Genomic DNA, 17,193 nt, shown 5'->3' with positions numbered 1-17,193 from the left:
TTATCATGAGGTTAAATGCTCCTTATTATTTTACTCCGTGCATTAACTTTTTAAGTGGGAAACTTAAAAGAAATAATACTATACCTCCTCCTATTGGAATCCAAACTAAGATATTAAAGAAATCAGACATAGAAGATTCTTGAGCTATCTTTTCCATGTAACTTGAAAAAGTTCCTGCAATCATATTACCCATGGCAGATGCAAAAAACCAAATACCAAACATAATACCTAATAATCTTTTTGGTGACAATTTATTTACATAAGAAAGACCAACTGGTGATAAACTTAACTCTCCCATAGTATGTAATAGGTAAGCTAAAACTAAAAAGATCATACTAGCCTTTTGTATGGAATCTCCTCCAACATTTGCTGCTCCAAGTACCATTGGTATAAAACCTAATCCAAGTAATATTAATCCAATAGCAAACTTTTGAGGTCCGTTAGGGTTATATTTTGTTTTTGCTAATTTTTGCCAAACCCAAGAAAATAATGGCGCTAAAGTGAAGATAAATAACGCATTTAAACTTTGAAACCATGTTGCTGGTACCTCCGGGTTTTCATCAAAAAACTGATTATAAATCATATATCCAATAATTCCCCACAAAATAACAACACTTAGTGCCATAAACATCATTGCTGTAGCATACGTTTTACCAATTGCTTTAAACATTCCTACAAATAACCATGTTAAAATTATTACTGGTAAAGCTGATAGTAAAGCTCCAAAAATTTTAAATACAATTACTCCTGTCCCTTCTAAACTTCTATCAGTATATTCACTTGCAAAAATATTCATACTCGAACCTGCTTGCTCGAAAGCTGCCCAGAAAAAGATAGAGAAAAATGCTAAAACACCAACAACTATTAACCTCTGAGTTTCAACTTTTGTTAATGGCTTTTTTTCTATTTCTGTAGTTTCTTTAGAAACTTCTTTCTTTGGCGCTAATCCAATTTCTCCAAACATTTTTTGTGCTAAATGGAACTGAATCAATCCTATAAACATAAATATACCTGCTAATCCAAACCCATAATGCCAACCTAAAGTTTCTCCTAAATAACCACATAAAATTGACCCCAAGAAAGCTCCTACGTTAATTCCTTGGTAAAAAATAGTATACCCTGAATCTTTTTTATCACTTCCTTCTGGGTATAATTGCCCTACAATTGAAGATATATTTGGCTTAAAAAAACCATTTCCTATAATTAATAAACCAAGTCCTAAGTAAAACGCTGGCATCGGTTCAAAAGCTAACGATATGTGCCCTAATGTCATTAACACAGCTCCTATAATAATGGCTTTTCTAAATCCTAAAATTTTATCAGCAATAATCCCGCCAATGATTGGAGTAATGTAAACAAGCATTGTGTACCAACCGTATAAGCTACTAGCATCACTTTTAGTCCACCCTAAACCCGGATTATCACTTGCTACTTCGCTAATTAAATATAAAACCAGTAGAGCTCTCATACCGTAGTATGAAAAACGTTCCCACATTTCTGTAAAGAACAACATAAATAATCCTACTGGATGTCCAAATATTTCCCGTTCGGTTGCTACATTTTTAGCCATAATATATTGTTTTAGTTTATAAGTTGTTTTTAATAAAGTTGGTCATTTTGGTATACAGGTGTAAACGAGTATTTCCTCCATAAATACCATGATTCTTGTCCGGATACATTCCCCACTCAAATTGCTTATTTGCTTGAATTAAAGCCTCTGCCATTCTATAAGCATTTTGAACATGTACATTATCATCACCTGTTCCGTGAATTAGTAAATATTTTCCTTTTAATAATTCTGGATAATTCAATGGCGAGTTATCATCATACCCTGCCGGGTTTTCCTCTGGAGTACGCATGTAACGTTCTGTATAAATTGTGTCGTAAAAACGCCATGTAGTAACTGGTGCCACAGCGATAGCTGCTGCAAATACATCATTTCCTTTTAATAAACAGTTCGTACTCATATGACCACCGAATGACCATCCCCAAATACCAATTCTATTCGCGTCAACATACGGTAATTTTGCTAACTCTTTAGCCACCGAAATTTGGTCTTCAGTTTCATACTTCACCAAGTTCATATAAGTAACTTTCTTAAAATCACGACCTTTAAAACCTGTTCCTCTACCATCAACACAAACAACAATATATCCGTTTTGTGCTAACATTTGGTGCCAATAATCATTTGAACCATTCCAACTATTTTTTACATTTTGAGAACCTGGCCCTGAATATTGATACATTAAAACTGGATACTTTTTATTTACATCAAAGTTTGCAGGCTTAATAGTGTACATATTTAAGTCGTTACCGTTAACATTAATAGTAGAAAACTCTTTTTTACTTAAATTATACCCTGCAATAGTTTCTTTTAAAGCTACGTTATCTTTTATAGTTTTTAATACCTTACCTTCATCATTTCTTAGCGTGTACACTGGTGGTGTATTTGCATCAGAAAAAGTATTGATGAAATAGTGCATGTTTTTACTAAAAGCAGCGTTGTTTGTTCCTGTAGAGTTACTCAATAGCTTTTTGTTGTTACCGTCTAAAGAAATGCTATACACTCCTCTATTAATAGAACCGTTTTCTACTGATTGGTAATAAATAGTTTTCTTATCAGCATTATATCCATAGTAAGAAGTAACTTCCCAATTTCCTTTCGTTACTTGATTCAATAACTTACCATCTTTATCATAGTGGTAAATATGGTTGTATCCATCTTTTTCACTTGTCCAAATAAAGCTATTATCGTCTAAAAAAGTTAGGTCGTCTGTAATATCTACATATGCTTTATCTGTTTCGTTTAAAACGATAGAACTATTAAAAGTAGTTGCATCAACAAAATACATTTTTAAATCATTTTGATGACGGTTCAATGTTCTAACAGCTAATATGTTTGGATTGTTTGTCCAGTTAATTCTAGGAATATATTCATAATCTCCTACTCTAATTTCTGCAGTTTTATTCGTTTCTAATGAAAATATACGTAAAGCTACTTTAGCATTTTCTTCACCTGCCTTTGGGTATTTGAATACATGTTGTGTTGGGTATTTTTCTTTTCCATACACATCCATTGAAAAAGTTTTAACCTTACTTTCATCAAAACGTAAATAAGCTAAGTTTTTGCTATCTTTACTCCATTCAAAAGCTTTTACAAAACCAAACTCTTCTTCATAAACCCAATCAGTAATACCGTTAATGATTTCGTTCTTTTTACCACTATTGGTAATTTGAATTACCACATTGGCATCTGAATAATCTTTAATAAATAAATTGTTGTCTTTAGCGTATGCTATTTTTTTACTATCAGGAGAAAAAGTTGGTTCTTGAATATCTGTACCAATTAAGTCTAATGATTTTTTAGCAATATCATACACATAATAAGTACCTAAATATGAATGACGAAAAATTTGCTTAAAGTTCGTTCCTAAAATTAATTTGGTCTCATCATTATTAAAACTATATGATTGAAAATATTTCAATCCTGCTAAATCTTTACTATCAACAATCGTTGCAACTTTTTCTAAAGTTTCATAACTGTATTTATCTACAGTAGAACTTCCATTCTCATAATTTAATAACGAATAAAAATCTCCATTCATAGAATTTAAAGAGTTCATATAATCAGCTCTAAATGTGCCTTTTCGCCATATATCCTCTAAAGAAATATCTTTTTTTTGAGCTTGTACTAGCGAAGATATCCCTATAAACAATAATAATAATTTCTTCATGTTAAGTTGTTGTTTATCTAAAAAGTTTGCCAAGTTTACGGAAAAATAGCCAAAAACCCGCTCAAAAAAATCATAAAAACCAAATAACACAAGCATTTTAACATGATTCACGTATCTTTGAGCCATCAAAAATGAATTGAGAATGTCTAAAACGATCTCTGGTTTTTCTAAACTTACCAAAGAAGAAAAAATAGACTGGTTGGCTAAAACTTACTTTAACAATCAACCAGAAATTATACAAACTATTATGCAATATTGGAATGTAGACGAGAAGTTACAACAATTGCATGATGATTTTATTGAAAATACCATTTCTAATTTTTATATGCCTTACGGCATTGCTCCTAACTTTATTATTAACGGACGCAGTTATGTAATACCAATGGTGGTTGAAGAAAGCTCTGTTGTTGCTGCTGCTTCTTTAGTTGCCAAGTTTTGGAGTACTCGTGGAGGATTTAAAACAGAAGTAATTTCTACTACAAAAATTGGTCAGGTACATTTTATGTATGCTGGTAACAAAAAAGAGTTAGAAACCTATTTTAATCAACAAAAAACAGAATTATACGCAGCTACCGCATCTATTACCAAAAACATGGAAAAACGTGGTGGCGGAATATTAGATATTCAACTAGTTGATAAAACAGATAAGCTTGCAAACTACTATCAATTACATGTTACGTTTGAAACAAAAGATAGTATGGGGGCTAACTTTATTAATTCTTGTTTAGAAGCTATTGCTAAAGCTTTTAGAAAAGACGATATTGAAATAGTTATGAGCATTCTTTCTAACTACGTTCCTGAATGTTTAGTTAGAGCGGAAGTAAGTTGTAAAGTAGCCGAATTGGGCGGGAAGAATCCTGAGAAGTTTGCTCAAAAGTTTGAACAAGCTGTTAAAATTGCAGAGGTAGAACCGTACCGTGCAGTTACGCACAACAAAGGTATTATGAACGGAATAGATGCTGTTGTATTAGCTACTGGAAACGATTTTAGAGCTATTGAAGCGGGTGCACATGCGTATGCTTCAAAAGACGGACAATACAAAAGCTTAACTCACTGTGAAGTAAAAGACGGTATTTTTAAATTTTGGATTGAAATTCCTTTAGCATTAGGAACTGTGGGGGGATTAACTGCCTTACACCCAATGGCAAAATTATCGTTAGATATGATGCAAAAACCTAGTGCTCGCACTTTAATGCAAATTATTGCTGCCGCTGGTTTAGCTCAAAATTTTGCTGCTTTGCGTGCTTTAACAACCAAAGGAATTCAACATGGGCATATGAAAATGCACTTGATGAACATTTTAAATCAACACAAAGCTACCAATGAAGAAAAAGAAATTGTAGCCTCCTATTTTGAAGACAGAACAGCCTCTCATAGTGCCGTGGTTGAAAAACTAAATGAGCTTCGTAAGCCAAAAGTACAATGGGTAGACTTTTTAAATGAAGAAGAAGTACGTGATACTCTTTTAAGTTTAAAAGCCGATGCAAAACCTTTGTTTGGTAAAATGAGTGGACAACACATGGTAGAACATTTAAGCTTGGTTACTCAAATAGCAAATGGAAACTGGAAAGTTGACACCTATGTTTCTGATGAGAAATCAGCTAGAAGAAAACCATTTTTAAATTCTGATAATGAGTTACAAACTGGATTTAAAGCTCCATTTTTATCAGAAGCTCCAACTCCGTTAAAGTTTAGTTCTATAAACGAAGCTGTTATTGATTTGATTGAGCAAGTGCAGCACTTCGAAACTGTTTTTAATGAAAATCCAAACCGAACAGTTGTACATCCATTTTTTGGAGAGTTAGATTATGAATATTGGAAAAAATTCCAAGTAAAACATTTTACACATCACTTTAAACAATTCGGACTGGTATAATGCGACACTATTCTAACGGAAAATTATTACTCACTGGAGAATATGTTGTTTTAGATGGTGCAACATCGTTAGCTGTTCCTACTAAGTTTGGACAAGACTTAATTGTTGAACCAATTAAAGAATCACAACTTATCTGGGGAAGTTTTACGCATACTGGAGAATGTTGGTTCGAGGCTTCTTTTGATTTACCCAAACTACGCTTAACCTCAGCTACGTTTAATTCTGATAAAGAAGGAAGTGCTGAGTTTATTGCTGAAACACTACGTGATATTTTACAAGAAGCGAAACGTTTAAATCCTGAATTTCTAACTACTGAAAACGGTTTCGTTGTAAAGACAAATCTAACATTTCCTCAAAACTGGGGATTAGGAAGTTCCTCAACCTTAATTAATAATATAGCTACTTGGGCAAATGTAAATCCGTTTACCTTACTTTGGAACGCTTTTTCTGGAAGTGGTTACGATATCGCTTGTGCAAAACATAACACTCCGATTCTATATAAGCTAGAAGAAAAACAACCTCATATTCAAGAAGTAAATTTCAATCCACATTTTTCTGAAGAATTATTTTTTGTGCATTTAAACCAAAAACAAAATAGCAGAGAAGGAATTGCTCACTATAAAAAACACAAAGAAGAAGCTAAGATCTTAATCCCTGAAATTGACAATTTAACTCAAGAGTTTTTAAAAGCCAACACTTCTAAAGATTTAGAAAAAATCATTATTGAGCATGAGCAAATCATTAGTTCAATTATAAAACAAGACACTGTAAAACAAAGGTTATTTTCTGACTATTTTGGTGAAGTAAAAAGTTTAGGTGCTTGGGGTGGTGATTTTATTTTAGTTGCAGGAAATGAAGACACTACAAGCTATTTTCAACAAAAAGGATTCAATACTATCCTCACCTATAAAGAAATGATTTTATAAAATTAAGCCTGTTACATCGAGTGAATTTATTGAAGAATGAAATAAATTTGTATCGAGATAATTTAAAAAAGTTCTCGATACAATTTTCTACCGAAAATTACTCGAACTGACATAAAAAAGATGAAAAAAGTTATTATTATTGGTGGTGGAGCTGCAGGTTATTTTACTGCGATTAATGCAAAAGAAATTAATCCTGAATTGGACATTACTATTCTTGAGAAAGGAAAAGAGGTTTTACAAAAAGTAAAAATTTCTGGTGGAGGTCGTTGCAATGTTACACATGCTTGTTTTGAACCTAAAGAACTAACAAAATTCTACCCGAGAGGTAAAAAGGAGTTATTAGGTCCTTTTCATAAATTCATGACGGGTGATACTTTTGAATGGTTTGAAAATCGCGGAGTTCCTTTAAAAATAGAAGAAGACAATCGAGTATTTCCAGAAGCAAATACATCACAAGCGATTATAGATTGTTTTCAAAACGCTGTTGATAACCTTGGAATTAGCGTGTTAAAAAACCATGGTGTAAACTCCATTTATCAACAAAATGAGAAATGGATTATCAACACAAAAAATCAAGATTTTGAAGCTGATTTCGTAGCGGTTGCCGCAGGAAGTAGTAAAAAAGTATGGGATTTATGTAAAACGTTAAATCACACAATTATTGAACCTGTTCCTTCTTTATTTACTTTCAATATAAAAGACAAGCGAATTATTGATTTAGGCGGAATATCAGTTCCAAATGCAGAAGTTACACTTGTTGGAACAAATTTAGAAAATTCTGGTCCATTACTAATTACCCATTGGGGCTTGAGTGGTCCTGCTATTTTAAAATTATCCGCTTTTGGTGCTCGTATTTTAGCTGATAAAAACTATCAATATAACGTATTGGTAAATTGGTTAGGACAAGATACCGATTCAGTTTTTTCAACATTACAAGAGTTAAAAAAATCACAAACTAAAAAACAAGTTAGTTTAAAATCTCCATTTAGTGATATTCCTCGCCGATTATGGGAACGTTTGGTAATGGCTTCAGAAATAAAAAACAACCAAAACTGGGCTGATTTGAGCAATAAGCAACTTCAAAACTTAGCAGATCAGTTAACCAAAGGATTATTCAATGCAAATGGACGTACTACTTTTAAAGAGGAGTTTGTTACTGCTGGTGGTATAGATTTAAAAGAAATTAACTTTAAACGTTTTGAAAGTAAAAAACACAAAAACTTGTTTTTTGTAGGTGAAGTATTAAATATTGATGCCGTTACTGGTGGCTTCAACTTTCAAAATGCTTGGACAAGTGGTTTTATTTGTGCTAATGCAATTGCTGAATAAATAAAATATCATTTCGAACGAAAATAATTGAGGTTTCTCACTCCGTTCGAAATGACATGCTTTTTTTAATCTTCGTCTTCTCCTTCTTCTTCGTAGCAATTAAAAATAATAGAGTATCCATACTCTACAGCTTCTTCATACAATTCTTTTTGCTCATTATCTTCTACATCATCTACAGAATCTAACGTAAAATATTCGTCCTCTATTTCTACTACTTTCCAATCTTCATTTTTGATATAAAATTTCGCTAATCGCATAGCTCCTTCAATATCTTTATAATCAATATACAAGCTTACGTAAGCTCCTATAACTTGATCATAATGTTCAGAAGATTTTTTTGGTTTTGCTAAGGCATTAATTAAAAACATAGATCTATTTTTTTTGTGTTATATTATGCTAATTCTCCTCTATGAGGTTTCAATGCATCTCTAAAGGTTTTCATATATTCCTCATCAACCACAATAAAAGCGATGGTATGCATTTCGTTTAAAGATACAAAATTTACTTCATGATATGGCAAACCATCTATCTGCGTAAATTCTTTTAAATGTATACAGTGATGTTTTGCTGTTTCCAATCCATCAGGACCTTTAAAGTCCCAAATCAGTTTAATTTTTCTCATACAACAAAAATACCCATTTCTATGTTAGAAATAGGTATTAAAAAGATTAACTAATAAAAAATCTAGATTAGCTATCTCTTTTCCACAACAAGATAATATCGAATAGCCCTCAACAATCCAAATGCTGGCGCTAAAACTTGAGACGAAATACTATAGTTACTAGAGAAACCATTAGTAATTTTGAAGCCATATTACCAAGTGATTGTTTTATAAGAGTACATCGTTCTTACATTGTTTCAGTTTCTAAAATTTCCTCATATACTAACGAATATATTGAAGTTACTAAAAAAGCAATCTCAATAAGCAGAAGCTATAAAGAAAGCGTTTTACAAAAATTAGCACAAGTGTAAGCGAAGTTCTATCTTTACAGCAAATTTTTTACACGTTGAATACATCAGATTTCTTATTTCTTTCTCAAGATAAAAAAGTAGATAACTTAACCGTTACATGGCAGACACCTAGTAATATTGCTTTGGTAAAATACTGGGGAAAAAGCGAACCTCAAATTCCTAAAAATGCCTCAATAAGCTTTACATTGAATAATTGCCATACAACTACAAAAATTGAATTCACAAAGACATTACCAAAAAACCAAGTAGAATTTGAATTGTACTTTGAAGGAAAAAAGAAAGATGATTTTAAACCTAAAATAGCCAAATTCTTTGAAAGAATACAAAAATACTGTACCTATATTTTAGAGTATAACATGGTTATTTCTTCTGAAAATTCATTTCCACACAGTAGTGGTATTGCTTCTTCTGCAAGTGGAATGAGTGCTATTGCTATGTGTTTAATGAATTTGGAAAAAGAATTAAATCCAAATTTAACTGATGAATATATTAATAAAAAAGCTTCTTTTTTAGCTCGTTTAGGATCAGGAAGTGCTAGTAGAAGTATTGAAGGACCATTAGTCGTTTGGGGAAATCATCCTGAGATTAAAGGAAGTTCAGATTTATTCGGTACAAAATTCCCTTATAAAGTTCATCCTATTTTTGAAGACTACCAAGATACTATTTTATTAGTTGATAAAGGTGAAAAGCAAGTTTCAAGTACTGTTGGTCACAATTTAATGCATAATCATCCGTATGCTGAAAATCGTTTTAATCAGGCCAATGAAAACTTAGAAAAACTTTCAAAAATCCTTCAAAATGGAGATATTAAAGCATTTATTGACCTTGTTGAAAGCGAAGCTTTAACATTACATGCAATGATGTTAACAAGTAGTCCATATTTCATTTTAATGAAACCGAACACGTTAGAAATCATCAATAAAATATGGGAATACAGACAAGAAAATGATAGCAATGTTTGCTTTACCTTAGATGCAGGCGCGAATGTACATGTATTATACCCTAATTCGGAAAAGACTGAGATTGAAGTATTTATTAAGAATAATTTAGCTGCATACTGCCAAAAAAATCATTATATTTGTGATAGTGTGGGTTTTGGCGCGAGACCTATTTTAACCTAAATTCCCTACTATTATGAAAACTTCAACATTAATAATTGCCCTTTTTATTGGTTTTATAACCAATTCAGTCAATGCGCAAGATACTATTTGGTTTGATAAAAACTGGCAAGAAACAACTAAAGGAGAGCATGAGTTTTATAGACCTGCTCCTAAAAGAATGAATGACGGCTTTTGGATTGTAGATTACTACAAAAATGGTCAAGTACAAATGGAGGGTTTTAGTACTGTAAAAACTCCTAACCAAGAAGAATTTGATGGTTTGGTACTATATTACCATACCAATGGCAAACCTTTTCATAGAGCCAATTACAAAAACGGAAAACTTCACGGAATTCGAAAGGTATACTATGAATCTGGTGAGTTAAAAGAGGAAGGAAAGTATGAAGAAGGTGAAAGAGAAGGTATATGGAAAACTTTTTATAAGAATGGTAAAATAGAAACAAAAGGTAAATACCGCGATAACGAAAAAGTGGGCGTTTGGAAAACTTTTTACAAAAACGTGTACTAGTTTGTAAACTAGTAGTTTTACTTGTATGTTTGCACCGTAATTAAAACACCTATGAAAGGACCCTTATTTTACGCAAAAATATTACTCTTTGGAGAGTATGGAATTATCAAAGACTCTAAAGGATTAGCAATACCTTTTAGTTCTTATAAAGGAGCGTTAAAATCTGCAAAAAACTTAACTGGAGAAGCTGAGAAGTCAAATCAAAGCTTAGCGAAGTTTTATAGTTATTTGACTAACTTAAATTCTGAATTAGTATCTTTTGATTTAGATTCTTTGAAAAGTGATATTGATAACGGAATGTATTTCGATTCTTCAATACCTCAAGGGTACGGAGTTGGAAGTTCTGGCGCTTTAGTAGCTTCTATTTACGATAAGTACGCTAATGATAAAATTACAATTTTAGAAAACCTAACGAGAGACAAGCTTTTAACTTTAAAACAAATTTTTTCATTGATGGAGTCTTTTTTCCATGGAAAAAGCTCTGGGTTAGATCCTTTAAACTCTTATTTAAGTTTACCTATCTTAATCAATTCAAAAGAACATATTGAACCAGCAGGAATCCCTTCTCAAAAAGAAGGAAAAGGAGCTGTTTTCTTATTAGATTCTGAGCAAATTGGGGAGACTGAACCAATGGTAAACATCTTTATGAACAAGATGAAAAACGAAGGTTTCAGAAAAATGATTAGCGAAGAGTTCGCAACACATACAGATGCTTGTATTGAAGACTTTTTACAAGGAAACGTAAAATCGTTATTTGGTAACGTGAAAAAACTATCAAAAGTAGTATTAGCTAACTTTAAACCTATGATTCCTACTGCTTTTCATAAAGTATGGGAAAAAGGTATACAAACCAACGATTACTATTTAAAGCTTTGTGGTTCTGGTGGTGGAGGTTACATCTTAGGATTTACTGAAGATTACGAAAAAGCAAAAAACAGTTTAAAAGATTATAAATTAGAATTAGTGTATCGCTTTTAAAATGCTACTATGAGTACATTTAAAAACAATACATTTTTCTTAAAAATATTTAGCCTTTTATCTGTCATAAGAGGTTATAACATTCTAGTATTAATAGCAGCCCAATATTTGGCTGCTATTTTTATTTTCTCTGATGCAAAATCAGTTAAACCTGTAGTTTTTGATTGGCATTTACTTTATTTAGTTATTGCTACCGTTTGTGTAGTTGCTTCCGGATATATCATCAATAATTTTTACGATAAAAAAGCTGATATTATTAACAGACCTATAAAAACAGGCTTAGATTCTTATGTAAAGCAAGAAACAAAACTAACGTTATATTTTACACTAAATTTTATTGGTTTTTTCTTCGGATGGTTAGTTTCATGGCGAGCAGCATTCTTTTTCTCTGTATATATATTTGGCATTTGGTTTTACTCTCATAAACTAAAAAAACATCCACTAATAGGATTAATAACAGCCACAGTATTAACCATACTTCCTTTTTTTGTAATTTTTGTACACTACAAAAATTTTTCAAAAGTAATTTTCATACACGCAATCTTTCTTTTTCTAGTCATCATGATTCGAGAACTTATGAAGGATTTAGAAAATATTAAAGGAGCGATTGCTAATAATTACAACACCTTCCCTGTAAAATATGGAGAACGAAATACTAAAAAGCTAATTATTTTATTAATGGTATTAACTTTAGTACCTATTGGAGTTTTATTTAACTACCCTGCTATAGAATACATGAAATATTATTTTTATTTAGCTGCCATTACCTTAATATTTGTTGGTTTTTACACATGGGAATCAACAAAAAACAATCAATATAGATTAGCTCACAACATTTTAAAGGTCTTGTTATTAATAGGAGTCTTTAGCTTGTTATTTATCGATAAATCTTTAATTGTAGATAAAGTAGTTGAGGTTTTAGATTAAAAACCAAATAATTACCGTAAATTTGCAAACTTTTAAAATTTAATTATGAATTCAAAAAACTCGTCGAGAGGACGACAAGCTGGACGCAACAGCAATCCTCAAGGAAAAAATCAATTCAAAAAAGATTTCAGAAAACCAAAAAGCAATAAACCTACTCAGAAAAAAACTGAAGATACAGGAATTCGCTTGAACAAATTTATCTCTAATTCAGGAATTTGTTCTCGTAGAGAAGCAGATACGTATATTGAACACGGAAGTGTTTCTGTAAACGGGAAATTAGTTACGGAAATGGGTTACAAAGTGCAGCCTACTGATGAAGTTCGTTTTGATGGAACTTTAATTTCTATGGAGCAGAAACGTTACGTTTTATTAAACAAACCTAAAAATTACATTACTACTATGGAAGATGACCGTGGTCGTAAAACTGTAATGGAATTAGTAGGAAACGCCACTAGAGAACGAATTTACCCTGTTGGAAGATTAGATAGAAATACTACTGGTTTATTATTATTTACTAACGACGGTGAATTAGCAAAAAAATTAACGCACCCTAAGCATAACGTTCGTAAATTATACCATGCTTCTTTAGATAAAAAATTAACCATTGCTGATTTAGAAAAATTACGTGGTGATGTAATTATTGAGGGAAGAAAAGTTTTTATTGATGCCGTTTCTTACGTAGAGGGTGAAAAGAAAACTGAGGTAGGTATTGAAATTCACTCTGGTAGAAACCGTATTGTTCGTAAAATTTTTGAACATTATGGATATCATGTAAAAAAATTAGATCGTGTTATTTTTGCTGGTTTAACTAAAAAGAATTTACCTCGTGGTAGATGGCGTGAATTGACACAACAAGAAATTAACACTTTACAAATGTTATAACATAAAAATCCCGAGTTAATACTCGGGATTTTTTTATTACTTCTTTGGTTTTTTATGATCTTCTTGCACTTCTTTATCACGATATTTACAACATTCATGTAAATTATCATAAGCTTCTTTTGTTGCTTTAAACTCTTTTGTGTCATGACCTACACCAGCAATAGTTTTTTTAACTGTTTCTGTACTTGTTTTGCGTTCATCAATAATTAAACTTAACTCGTGAGTATTCACATCCCATTTTGCAAATTTCACTCCTTTAGTTTTTAACGCTGCTTTTTCTATACGCTGCTTACACATCATACAAACACCGTCTACTTCAAAAGATACTTTTGCATTCTTCTTCTGAGCAAATGTTGATGTGCTTAATAATAAAACAACTGCTAATAAAAATATATTTTTCATGTGTTCTTGATTTTTAATTTATTGAATTAATCTATTTTAAATCGTAACCCTGCATAGAAGTTACTTCCAAAAACTGGTGCATATACAATAGTAGTATCAAAATTTGCACCAAATGGATTATCACTTCCCAGTATAGGATTTTTTTGTTTGTAATTTGTAATATTTTCAGCCCCAGCATACATTTCAAACTTTTTTGAAAACACTTTTGTTATTTGCGTGTTTAATAAGTTATAGCTATCTGAATATGTTGGTAACTGGTTATTTGTATTAGGTAGTCGTTGCTCTCCTATCCAGTTATAGGTTACATCAAACTTCCAACTGGCATCGCTTTTTTCTGTTTTAGTTTCGTAAGATACATTGGCAAAAAAACGATGTTTAGCTTGTAAAGCTTTCGCTAAGTTTCCTGATTTATAATCTGTAGAAACATCATAAAACTTATAAGAGAATCGAGTATTAAAATAAGGGATTATATTTTGATTCATTTCTATCTGGAAACTATTTGCGATACTCTTTCCTTCTAAATTATAAAAAGAAATTTCTTGTGGATTTTCCCAATCGACTACTACCTGATTTGAAAAATTTGTTTGATAAAAATCGAATGTTACATCTCCTTTTCTACCAAATAGTTTATATCCTTGTAAAAACGATACTCCGTAATTCCAAGCCTCTTCTGGGTCTAAGCCATAAATATTTCCACCTGAACTTTCAATAGTAATTGCTCGTGATGAAGCAAAAAATTGTTGATTCTCTGCAAAAATATTCGCGCTTCGTTTTCCTCTTCCTACAGAAGCCCTTAACACTCCTCTTTCCCAAGGAACATAACGCATGTGCAATCTTGGTGTTACAAAAGTTCCTAACAAGTTATGATGGTCTAATCGAACGCCTGCTGTAACACTAAGATTATCTGCATTGTCATAAGCATATTCAAAAAAAGCTCCTACAGAATTCTCTTTTCTATTAAAATTAGGAGACAGCAGCTCACTAACAAACTCTTCGTAATTGTCATACGTAAGGCTAGCACCAGTTTTAAACTTATTACGAGTATCTCCAATAATAGAGCTAAACACAAAACTGCTATAAAAGCTTTGATGCTGAATGTTGTAATCTCTCAATCCAAAATACGAATCTTGTTTGTGGTTACTATATGCTGCTTGAAAGCCCATATTTTGAAATGGCATATCAGGAAACACATAACCTACTTTTACAGAAGTATCAAAACGTTTAGTTTTAATTTCGCTTCCCCAAACAGTATTTGATCCTTTATCTACTTCTGGGTCAAAACCAACTTCTCCTACTTGTTTTGAATCGTCTAAATATCTAAAATTGATAAAACTTACCCAACCTTTTTCGGCATCGGTATATTGCCAACGATTCATCACATTAATTTGTTCTGCTAATGGGTTGTCTAAAAAGTTATCCTTGTTTTTATCAAATTTTTCTCCTCTATAGTTTCCATGTACATACAACCCTGTTTGCCACTTTTCGCTCACTTTTTGATTGAAATGGGTATTGAACTCTAATCTACCTCCCAAAGCTCCATAAGCATTCAGGTAAAACTTATGATTGGTAGATGGTTTTACTAGCTCTGTATTTATTTGACCTGAAATACTTTCGAAACCATTTACAACACTTCCTGCTCCTTTTGTTATTTGAATACTTTCAACCCAAGTTCCAGGTGTAAATGTTAATCCGAATGCTTGTGCAGCTCCTCTAATTGACGGAATATTTTCTTGGGTAATTAACAAATATGGACTTGTTAATCCTAACATTTGAATTTGTTTTGTACCTGTTAACGCATCAGAAAAATTAACATCTATTGACGGGTTGGTTTCAAAACTTTCTGACAGATTACAACAAGCGGCTTTTAACAACTCATCACTATTAATAGTTACCAAGTTTTGTGTTTGTAAATACGACCTTTGTGTTGAACTTTTTTTTGCAGAAACTGCAACCTCATTTAACGTATTACTTTCTGTTAAATAGTGATTGATTGGTTTTGTACTGCTAACATTTATTGTATCTGTCTTATAACCAACAAAACTTATTATTAATTTTTTATACTCCTTTTTATACGGAATACTAAAAGTTCCTGTTTCATTGGTGGTCGTTCCTGTATTTGTATTTAACCAATATACATTCGCCCCAAATATTTCTAAATTATTATTATCTTTTATCACTCCTTTTAACTCTTTTTGAGCAAAAAGTGATAGAGAAATCAGTAAAAAAATACTGATTATGAAGTTTTTTTTCATTATTTATTTCATCATACTATATTATACAATTCTTATTTTTTTAGTAAGAATTGTAAATCATATGATAAAGACTTCGTGAAGTACCTGTATATCAAAAAATAACTTAGGTGGTACATACTGTTTATGTGGAATAATTTGTTTTTCTAAGTCTTGAAATAACAGACTGTTAAAAACATATGAAGTAACCGCTGTAGCAACCTTTATAAAGGTTATTTTTTCTACAGACGATTTCTGAATTTGAGTTTGCCCTTTTATAAGCTCTACATCGTCTTTACAACACGATGGCTCTTTTATTTTACTCTCACAGCTATCCTCTTCTACATCATCACAGCTAGCTACACTTCCTACATAAGAAACAGCTACTAAAAAATCACCACAAAAATGTTTTTCTACATTAAAAGAGAATGTAGATAGCAACACTGTTAGTGCTAAGGTTATAGCTGTTATTTTAGAAAAATGTTTCTTCATGCCTTGCAAAGGTACAAATTTTTAAAACTTTACATTTCATAACCTTAGGCTTTTACTCTTTTAAAAATTATTTGTAAAACAATAACTCATAACATAGCTTACTTAATTTTATCTCTTTACCATCCACCTATACGTTTACGTTCTGCTTGTTGTTCTTTAGTAGCCTCTGGCGTTGATATTTTGCTTGGGTACAAAGGCTTCGGAAATCCCTCAGCTTTTCTTCGTTCAAAGTCTTGCTGACGATATGGATCAAAAGCATCTCCTGGAGGTAATGGGCGGTTTTTATCCATATACCAAACAGTAAATGACCAATAGTTATTTATGTTATACTCTGCTAATAAACCTCCAACTCTATCTTTACTCTTACTAGACACAAAAGCTAACATACCACTAATAACTCCTGGACTAGAATTTATATGTTTAACCCTTGAAAAACCTGTACTAAAAGGAATAGTTACTGTACTTCTAAAATTTCTAGGCATGACTATAACTCCATTCATCCTATCAAAAATTAAGTATTTAATAGGAGCTACAAAACCATAAATAACTGTTAAAACTCCTGGAATCCCAAAAGTTATTAATATGATAGTTCTTGTCCAGAAATCTTCAGAAATCAACCCAAAAAAAGACATCAAAATAAAAAAAACACCTATAATCCAAGACATCCAACCTCTCGCTGTTCTTTTCTCTTTGTAAAAAAGTCATTAGCTTCCTCTATAAAATATTTATTGCTCTCTACACTTTTTTGTGTTGTTTCTTGTGGTTTCTCTTTAACTATCTTTGATAAGTACTCCATTAAAGCTGTTATTTATCTAAGT

18 protein-coding genes are annotated in these 17,193 nt (G+C 31.7%); 9 read left to right on the top strand and 9 right to left on the bottom strand.

Going from position 1 to position 17,193, the window contains the following annotated elements:
• Positions 1–25 precede the first annotated feature (25 nt).
• Positions 26–1,570: a peptide MFS transporter gene (locus ABHQ57_RS14470; RefSeq protein ID WP_047790544.1), complete on the bottom strand. Its 1,545-nt coding sequence runs from the start codon at positions 1,568–1,570 to the stop codon at positions 26–28.
• Positions 1,571–1,586: 16 nt separating this feature from the next.
• Positions 1,587–3,734: a S9 family peptidase gene (locus tag ABHQ57_RS14465; RefSeq protein ID WP_389864060.1), complete on the bottom strand. Its 2,148-nt coding sequence runs from the start codon at positions 3,732–3,734 to the stop codon at positions 1,587–1,589.
• 142 nt (positions 3,735–3,876) lie between these two features.
• Between ABHQ57_RS14465 and ABHQ57_RS14460 the strand changes: the two genes are divergently transcribed.
• From ABHQ57_RS14460 to ABHQ57_RS14450, 3 genes are all read left to right on the top strand, one after another.
• Positions 3,877–5,610, top strand: coding sequence for a hydroxymethylglutaryl-CoA reductase, degradative (locus ABHQ57_RS14460; protein ID WP_167712354.1), 1,734 nt, complete (start codon positions 3,877–3,879; stop codon positions 5,608–5,610).
• Positions 5,610–6,536: a GYDIA family GHMP kinase gene (locus tag ABHQ57_RS14455; protein WP_167712355.1), complete on the top strand. Its 927-nt coding sequence runs from the start codon at positions 5,610–5,612 to the stop codon at positions 6,534–6,536. The genes ABHQ57_RS14460 and ABHQ57_RS14455 overlap by 1 nt, the downstream gene beginning before the upstream one ends.
• Before the next feature lie 120 nt (positions 6,537–6,656).
• Positions 6,657–7,865, top strand: a complete 1,209-nt coding sequence (locus tag ABHQ57_RS14450; RefSeq protein ID WP_167712356.1) for an NAD(P)/FAD-dependent oxidoreductase — start codon at positions 6,657–6,659, stop codon at positions 7,863–7,865.
• 65 nt (positions 7,866–7,930) lie between these two features.
• On the opposite strand, the gene ABHQ57_RS14445 is transcribed toward ABHQ57_RS14450, so the two are convergent.
• Positions 7,931–8,233, bottom strand: coding sequence for a hypothetical protein (locus ABHQ57_RS14445; protein ID WP_047790548.1), 303 nt, complete (start codon positions 8,231–8,233; stop codon positions 7,931–7,933).
• 23 nt (positions 8,234–8,256) lie between these two features.
• Positions 8,257–8,487: a hypothetical protein gene (locus tag ABHQ57_RS14440; protein ID WP_047790549.1), complete on the bottom strand. Its 231-nt coding sequence runs from the start codon at positions 8,485–8,487 to the stop codon at positions 8,257–8,259.
• 137 nt (positions 8,488–8,624) lie between these two features.
• Here ABHQ57_RS14440 and ABHQ57_RS14435 point away from each other — a divergent pair, with 137 nt between their 5' ends.
• From ABHQ57_RS14435 to ABHQ57_RS14410, 6 genes are read left to right on the top strand one after another with little or no spacing between them, the layout of a single operon-like run.
• Positions 8,625–8,837 (top strand): LytTR family DNA-binding domain-containing protein, encoded by a 213-nt coding sequence (locus ABHQ57_RS14435; RefSeq protein ID WP_082118685.1) that lies wholly within the window; start codon positions 8,625–8,627, stop codon positions 8,835–8,837.
• A gap of 35 nt (positions 8,838–8,872) precedes the next feature.
• The gene (gene mvaD / locus ABHQ57_RS14430) at positions 8,873–9,958 is read left to right on the top strand and encodes a diphosphomevalonate decarboxylase (protein WP_159494826.1); all 1,086 of its coding nucleotides are present in this window, start codon (positions 8,873–8,875) and stop codon (positions 9,956–9,958) included.
• 13 nt (positions 9,959–9,971) lie between these two features.
• Positions 9,972–10,466, top strand: coding sequence for a toxin-antitoxin system YwqK family antitoxin (locus ABHQ57_RS14425; protein ID WP_053056775.1), 495 nt, complete (start codon positions 9,972–9,974; stop codon positions 10,464–10,466).
• A gap of 51 nt (positions 10,467–10,517) precedes the next feature.
• A complete protein-coding gene (locus tag ABHQ57_RS14420; RefSeq protein WP_047790551.1) occupies positions 10,518–11,444 on the top strand; it encodes a mevalonate kinase in 927 nt (308 codons plus the stop codon).
• Between the two features lie 9 nt (positions 11,445–11,453).
• Positions 11,454–12,371, top strand: a complete 918-nt coding sequence (locus tag ABHQ57_RS14415) for a geranylgeranylglycerol-phosphate geranylgeranyltransferase (protein WP_047790552.1) — start codon at positions 11,454–11,456, stop codon at positions 12,369–12,371.
• A gap of 45 nt (positions 12,372–12,416) precedes the next feature.
• The gene (locus tag ABHQ57_RS14410; RefSeq protein WP_047790553.1) at positions 12,417–13,253 is read left to right on the top strand and encodes a pseudouridine synthase; all 837 of its coding nucleotides are present in this window, start codon (positions 12,417–12,419) and stop codon (positions 13,251–13,253) included.
• Between the two features lie 36 nt (positions 13,254–13,289).
• Here ABHQ57_RS14410 and ABHQ57_RS14405 read toward each other — a convergent pair whose 3' ends face one another.
• The 5 genes from ABHQ57_RS14405 to ABHQ57_RS14385 all read right to left on the bottom strand — a co-directional run bounded on the left by ABHQ57_RS14405 (position 13,290) and on the right by ABHQ57_RS14385 (position 17,171).
• Entirely contained in the window at positions 13,290–13,655 is a 366-nt protein-coding gene (locus tag ABHQ57_RS14405) for a heavy-metal-associated domain-containing protein (protein WP_047790554.1), read from the bottom strand.
• 26 nt (positions 13,656–13,681) lie between these two features.
• Positions 13,682–15,907 carry a TonB-dependent receptor domain-containing protein gene (locus ABHQ57_RS14400; RefSeq protein WP_167712357.1) on the bottom strand — a complete coding sequence of 742 codons (2,226 nt, stop codon included), beginning with the start codon at positions 15,905–15,907 and terminating at the stop codon, positions 13,682–13,684.
• 57 nt (positions 15,908–15,964) lie between these two features.
• Positions 15,965–16,375: a hypothetical protein gene (locus ABHQ57_RS14395; RefSeq protein WP_073184373.1), complete on the bottom strand. Its 411-nt coding sequence runs from the start codon at positions 16,373–16,375 to the stop codon at positions 15,965–15,967.
• Positions 16,376–16,491: 116 nt separating this feature from the next.
• Positions 16,492–17,040: a hypothetical protein gene (locus ABHQ57_RS14390; RefSeq protein WP_389864053.1), complete on the bottom strand. Its 549-nt coding sequence runs from the start codon at positions 17,038–17,040 to the stop codon at positions 16,492–16,494.
• Positions 17,025–17,171: a hypothetical protein gene (locus ABHQ57_RS14385; RefSeq protein WP_167712359.1), complete on the bottom strand. Its 147-nt coding sequence runs from the start codon at positions 17,169–17,171 to the stop codon at positions 17,025–17,027. The genes ABHQ57_RS14390 and ABHQ57_RS14385 overlap by 16 nt, the downstream gene beginning before the upstream one ends.
• Positions 17,172–17,193: the final 22 nt, after the last annotated feature.

It is taken from the genome of Tenacibaculum sp. ZH5_bin.1 (genome assembly GCF_042865525.1).
Lineage (GTDB): Bacteria > Bacteroidota > Bacteroidia > Flavobacteriales > Flavobacteriaceae > Polaribacter > Polaribacter mesophilus.
Note: the sequence above shows the minus strand (reverse complement) of the source record. Positions and strands in the feature narration are given on the sequence as shown.

Bases quoted from the DNA above. Each gene is read 5' to 3' on its own strand.
- ABHQ57_RS14470 (WP_047790544.1), bottom strand. From the start codon at position 1,570: ATGGCTAAAAATGTAGCAACCGAACGGGAAATATTTGGACATCCAGTA.
- ABHQ57_RS14465 (WP_389864060.1), bottom strand. From the start codon at position 3,734: ATGAAGAAATTATTATTATTGTTTATAGGGATATCTTCGCTAGTACAA.
- ABHQ57_RS14460 (WP_167712354.1), top strand. From the start codon at position 3,877: ATGTCTAAAACGATCTCTGGTTTTTCTAAACTTACCAAAGAAGAAAAA.
- ABHQ57_RS14455 (WP_167712355.1), top strand. From the start codon at position 5,610: ATGCGACACTATTCTAACGGAAAATTATTACTCACTGGAGAATATGTT.
- ABHQ57_RS14450 (WP_167712356.1), top strand. From the start codon at position 6,657: ATGAAAAAAGTTATTATTATTGGTGGTGGAGCTGCAGGTTATTTTACT.
- ABHQ57_RS14445 (WP_047790548.1), bottom strand. From the start codon at position 8,233: ATGTTTTTAATTAATGCCTTAGCAAAACCAAAAAAATCTTCTGAACAT.
- ABHQ57_RS14440 (WP_047790549.1), bottom strand. From the start codon at position 8,487: ATGAGAAAAATTAAACTGATTTGGGACTTTAAAGGTCCTGATGGATTG.
- ABHQ57_RS14425 (WP_053056775.1), top strand. From the start codon at position 9,972: ATGAAAACTTCAACATTAATAATTGCCCTTTTTATTGGTTTTATAACC.
- ABHQ57_RS14420 (WP_047790551.1), top strand. From the start codon at position 10,518: ATGAAAGGACCCTTATTTTACGCAAAAATATTACTCTTTGGAGAGTAT.
- ABHQ57_RS14415 (WP_047790552.1), top strand. From the start codon at position 11,454: ATGAGTACATTTAAAAACAATACATTTTTCTTAAAAATATTTAGCCTT.
- ABHQ57_RS14410 (WP_047790553.1), top strand. From the start codon at position 12,417: ATGAATTCAAAAAACTCGTCGAGAGGACGACAAGCTGGACGCAACAGC.
- ABHQ57_RS14405 (WP_047790554.1), bottom strand. From the start codon at position 13,655: ATGAAAAATATATTTTTATTAGCAGTTGTTTTATTATTAAGCACATCA.
- ABHQ57_RS14400 (WP_167712357.1), bottom strand. From the start codon at position 15,907: ATGAAAAAAAACTTCATAATCAGTATTTTTTTACTGATTTCTCTATCA.
- ABHQ57_RS14395 (WP_073184373.1), bottom strand. From the start codon at position 16,375: ATGAAGAAACATTTTTCTAAAATAACAGCTATAACCTTAGCACTAACA.
- ABHQ57_RS14390 (WP_389864053.1), bottom strand. From the start codon at position 17,040: ATGTCTTGGATTATAGGTGTTTTTTTTATTTTGATGTCTTTTTTTGGG.
- ABHQ57_RS14385 (WP_167712359.1), bottom strand. From the start codon at position 17,171: ATGGAGTACTTATCAAAGATAGTTAAAGAGAAACCACAAGAAACAACA.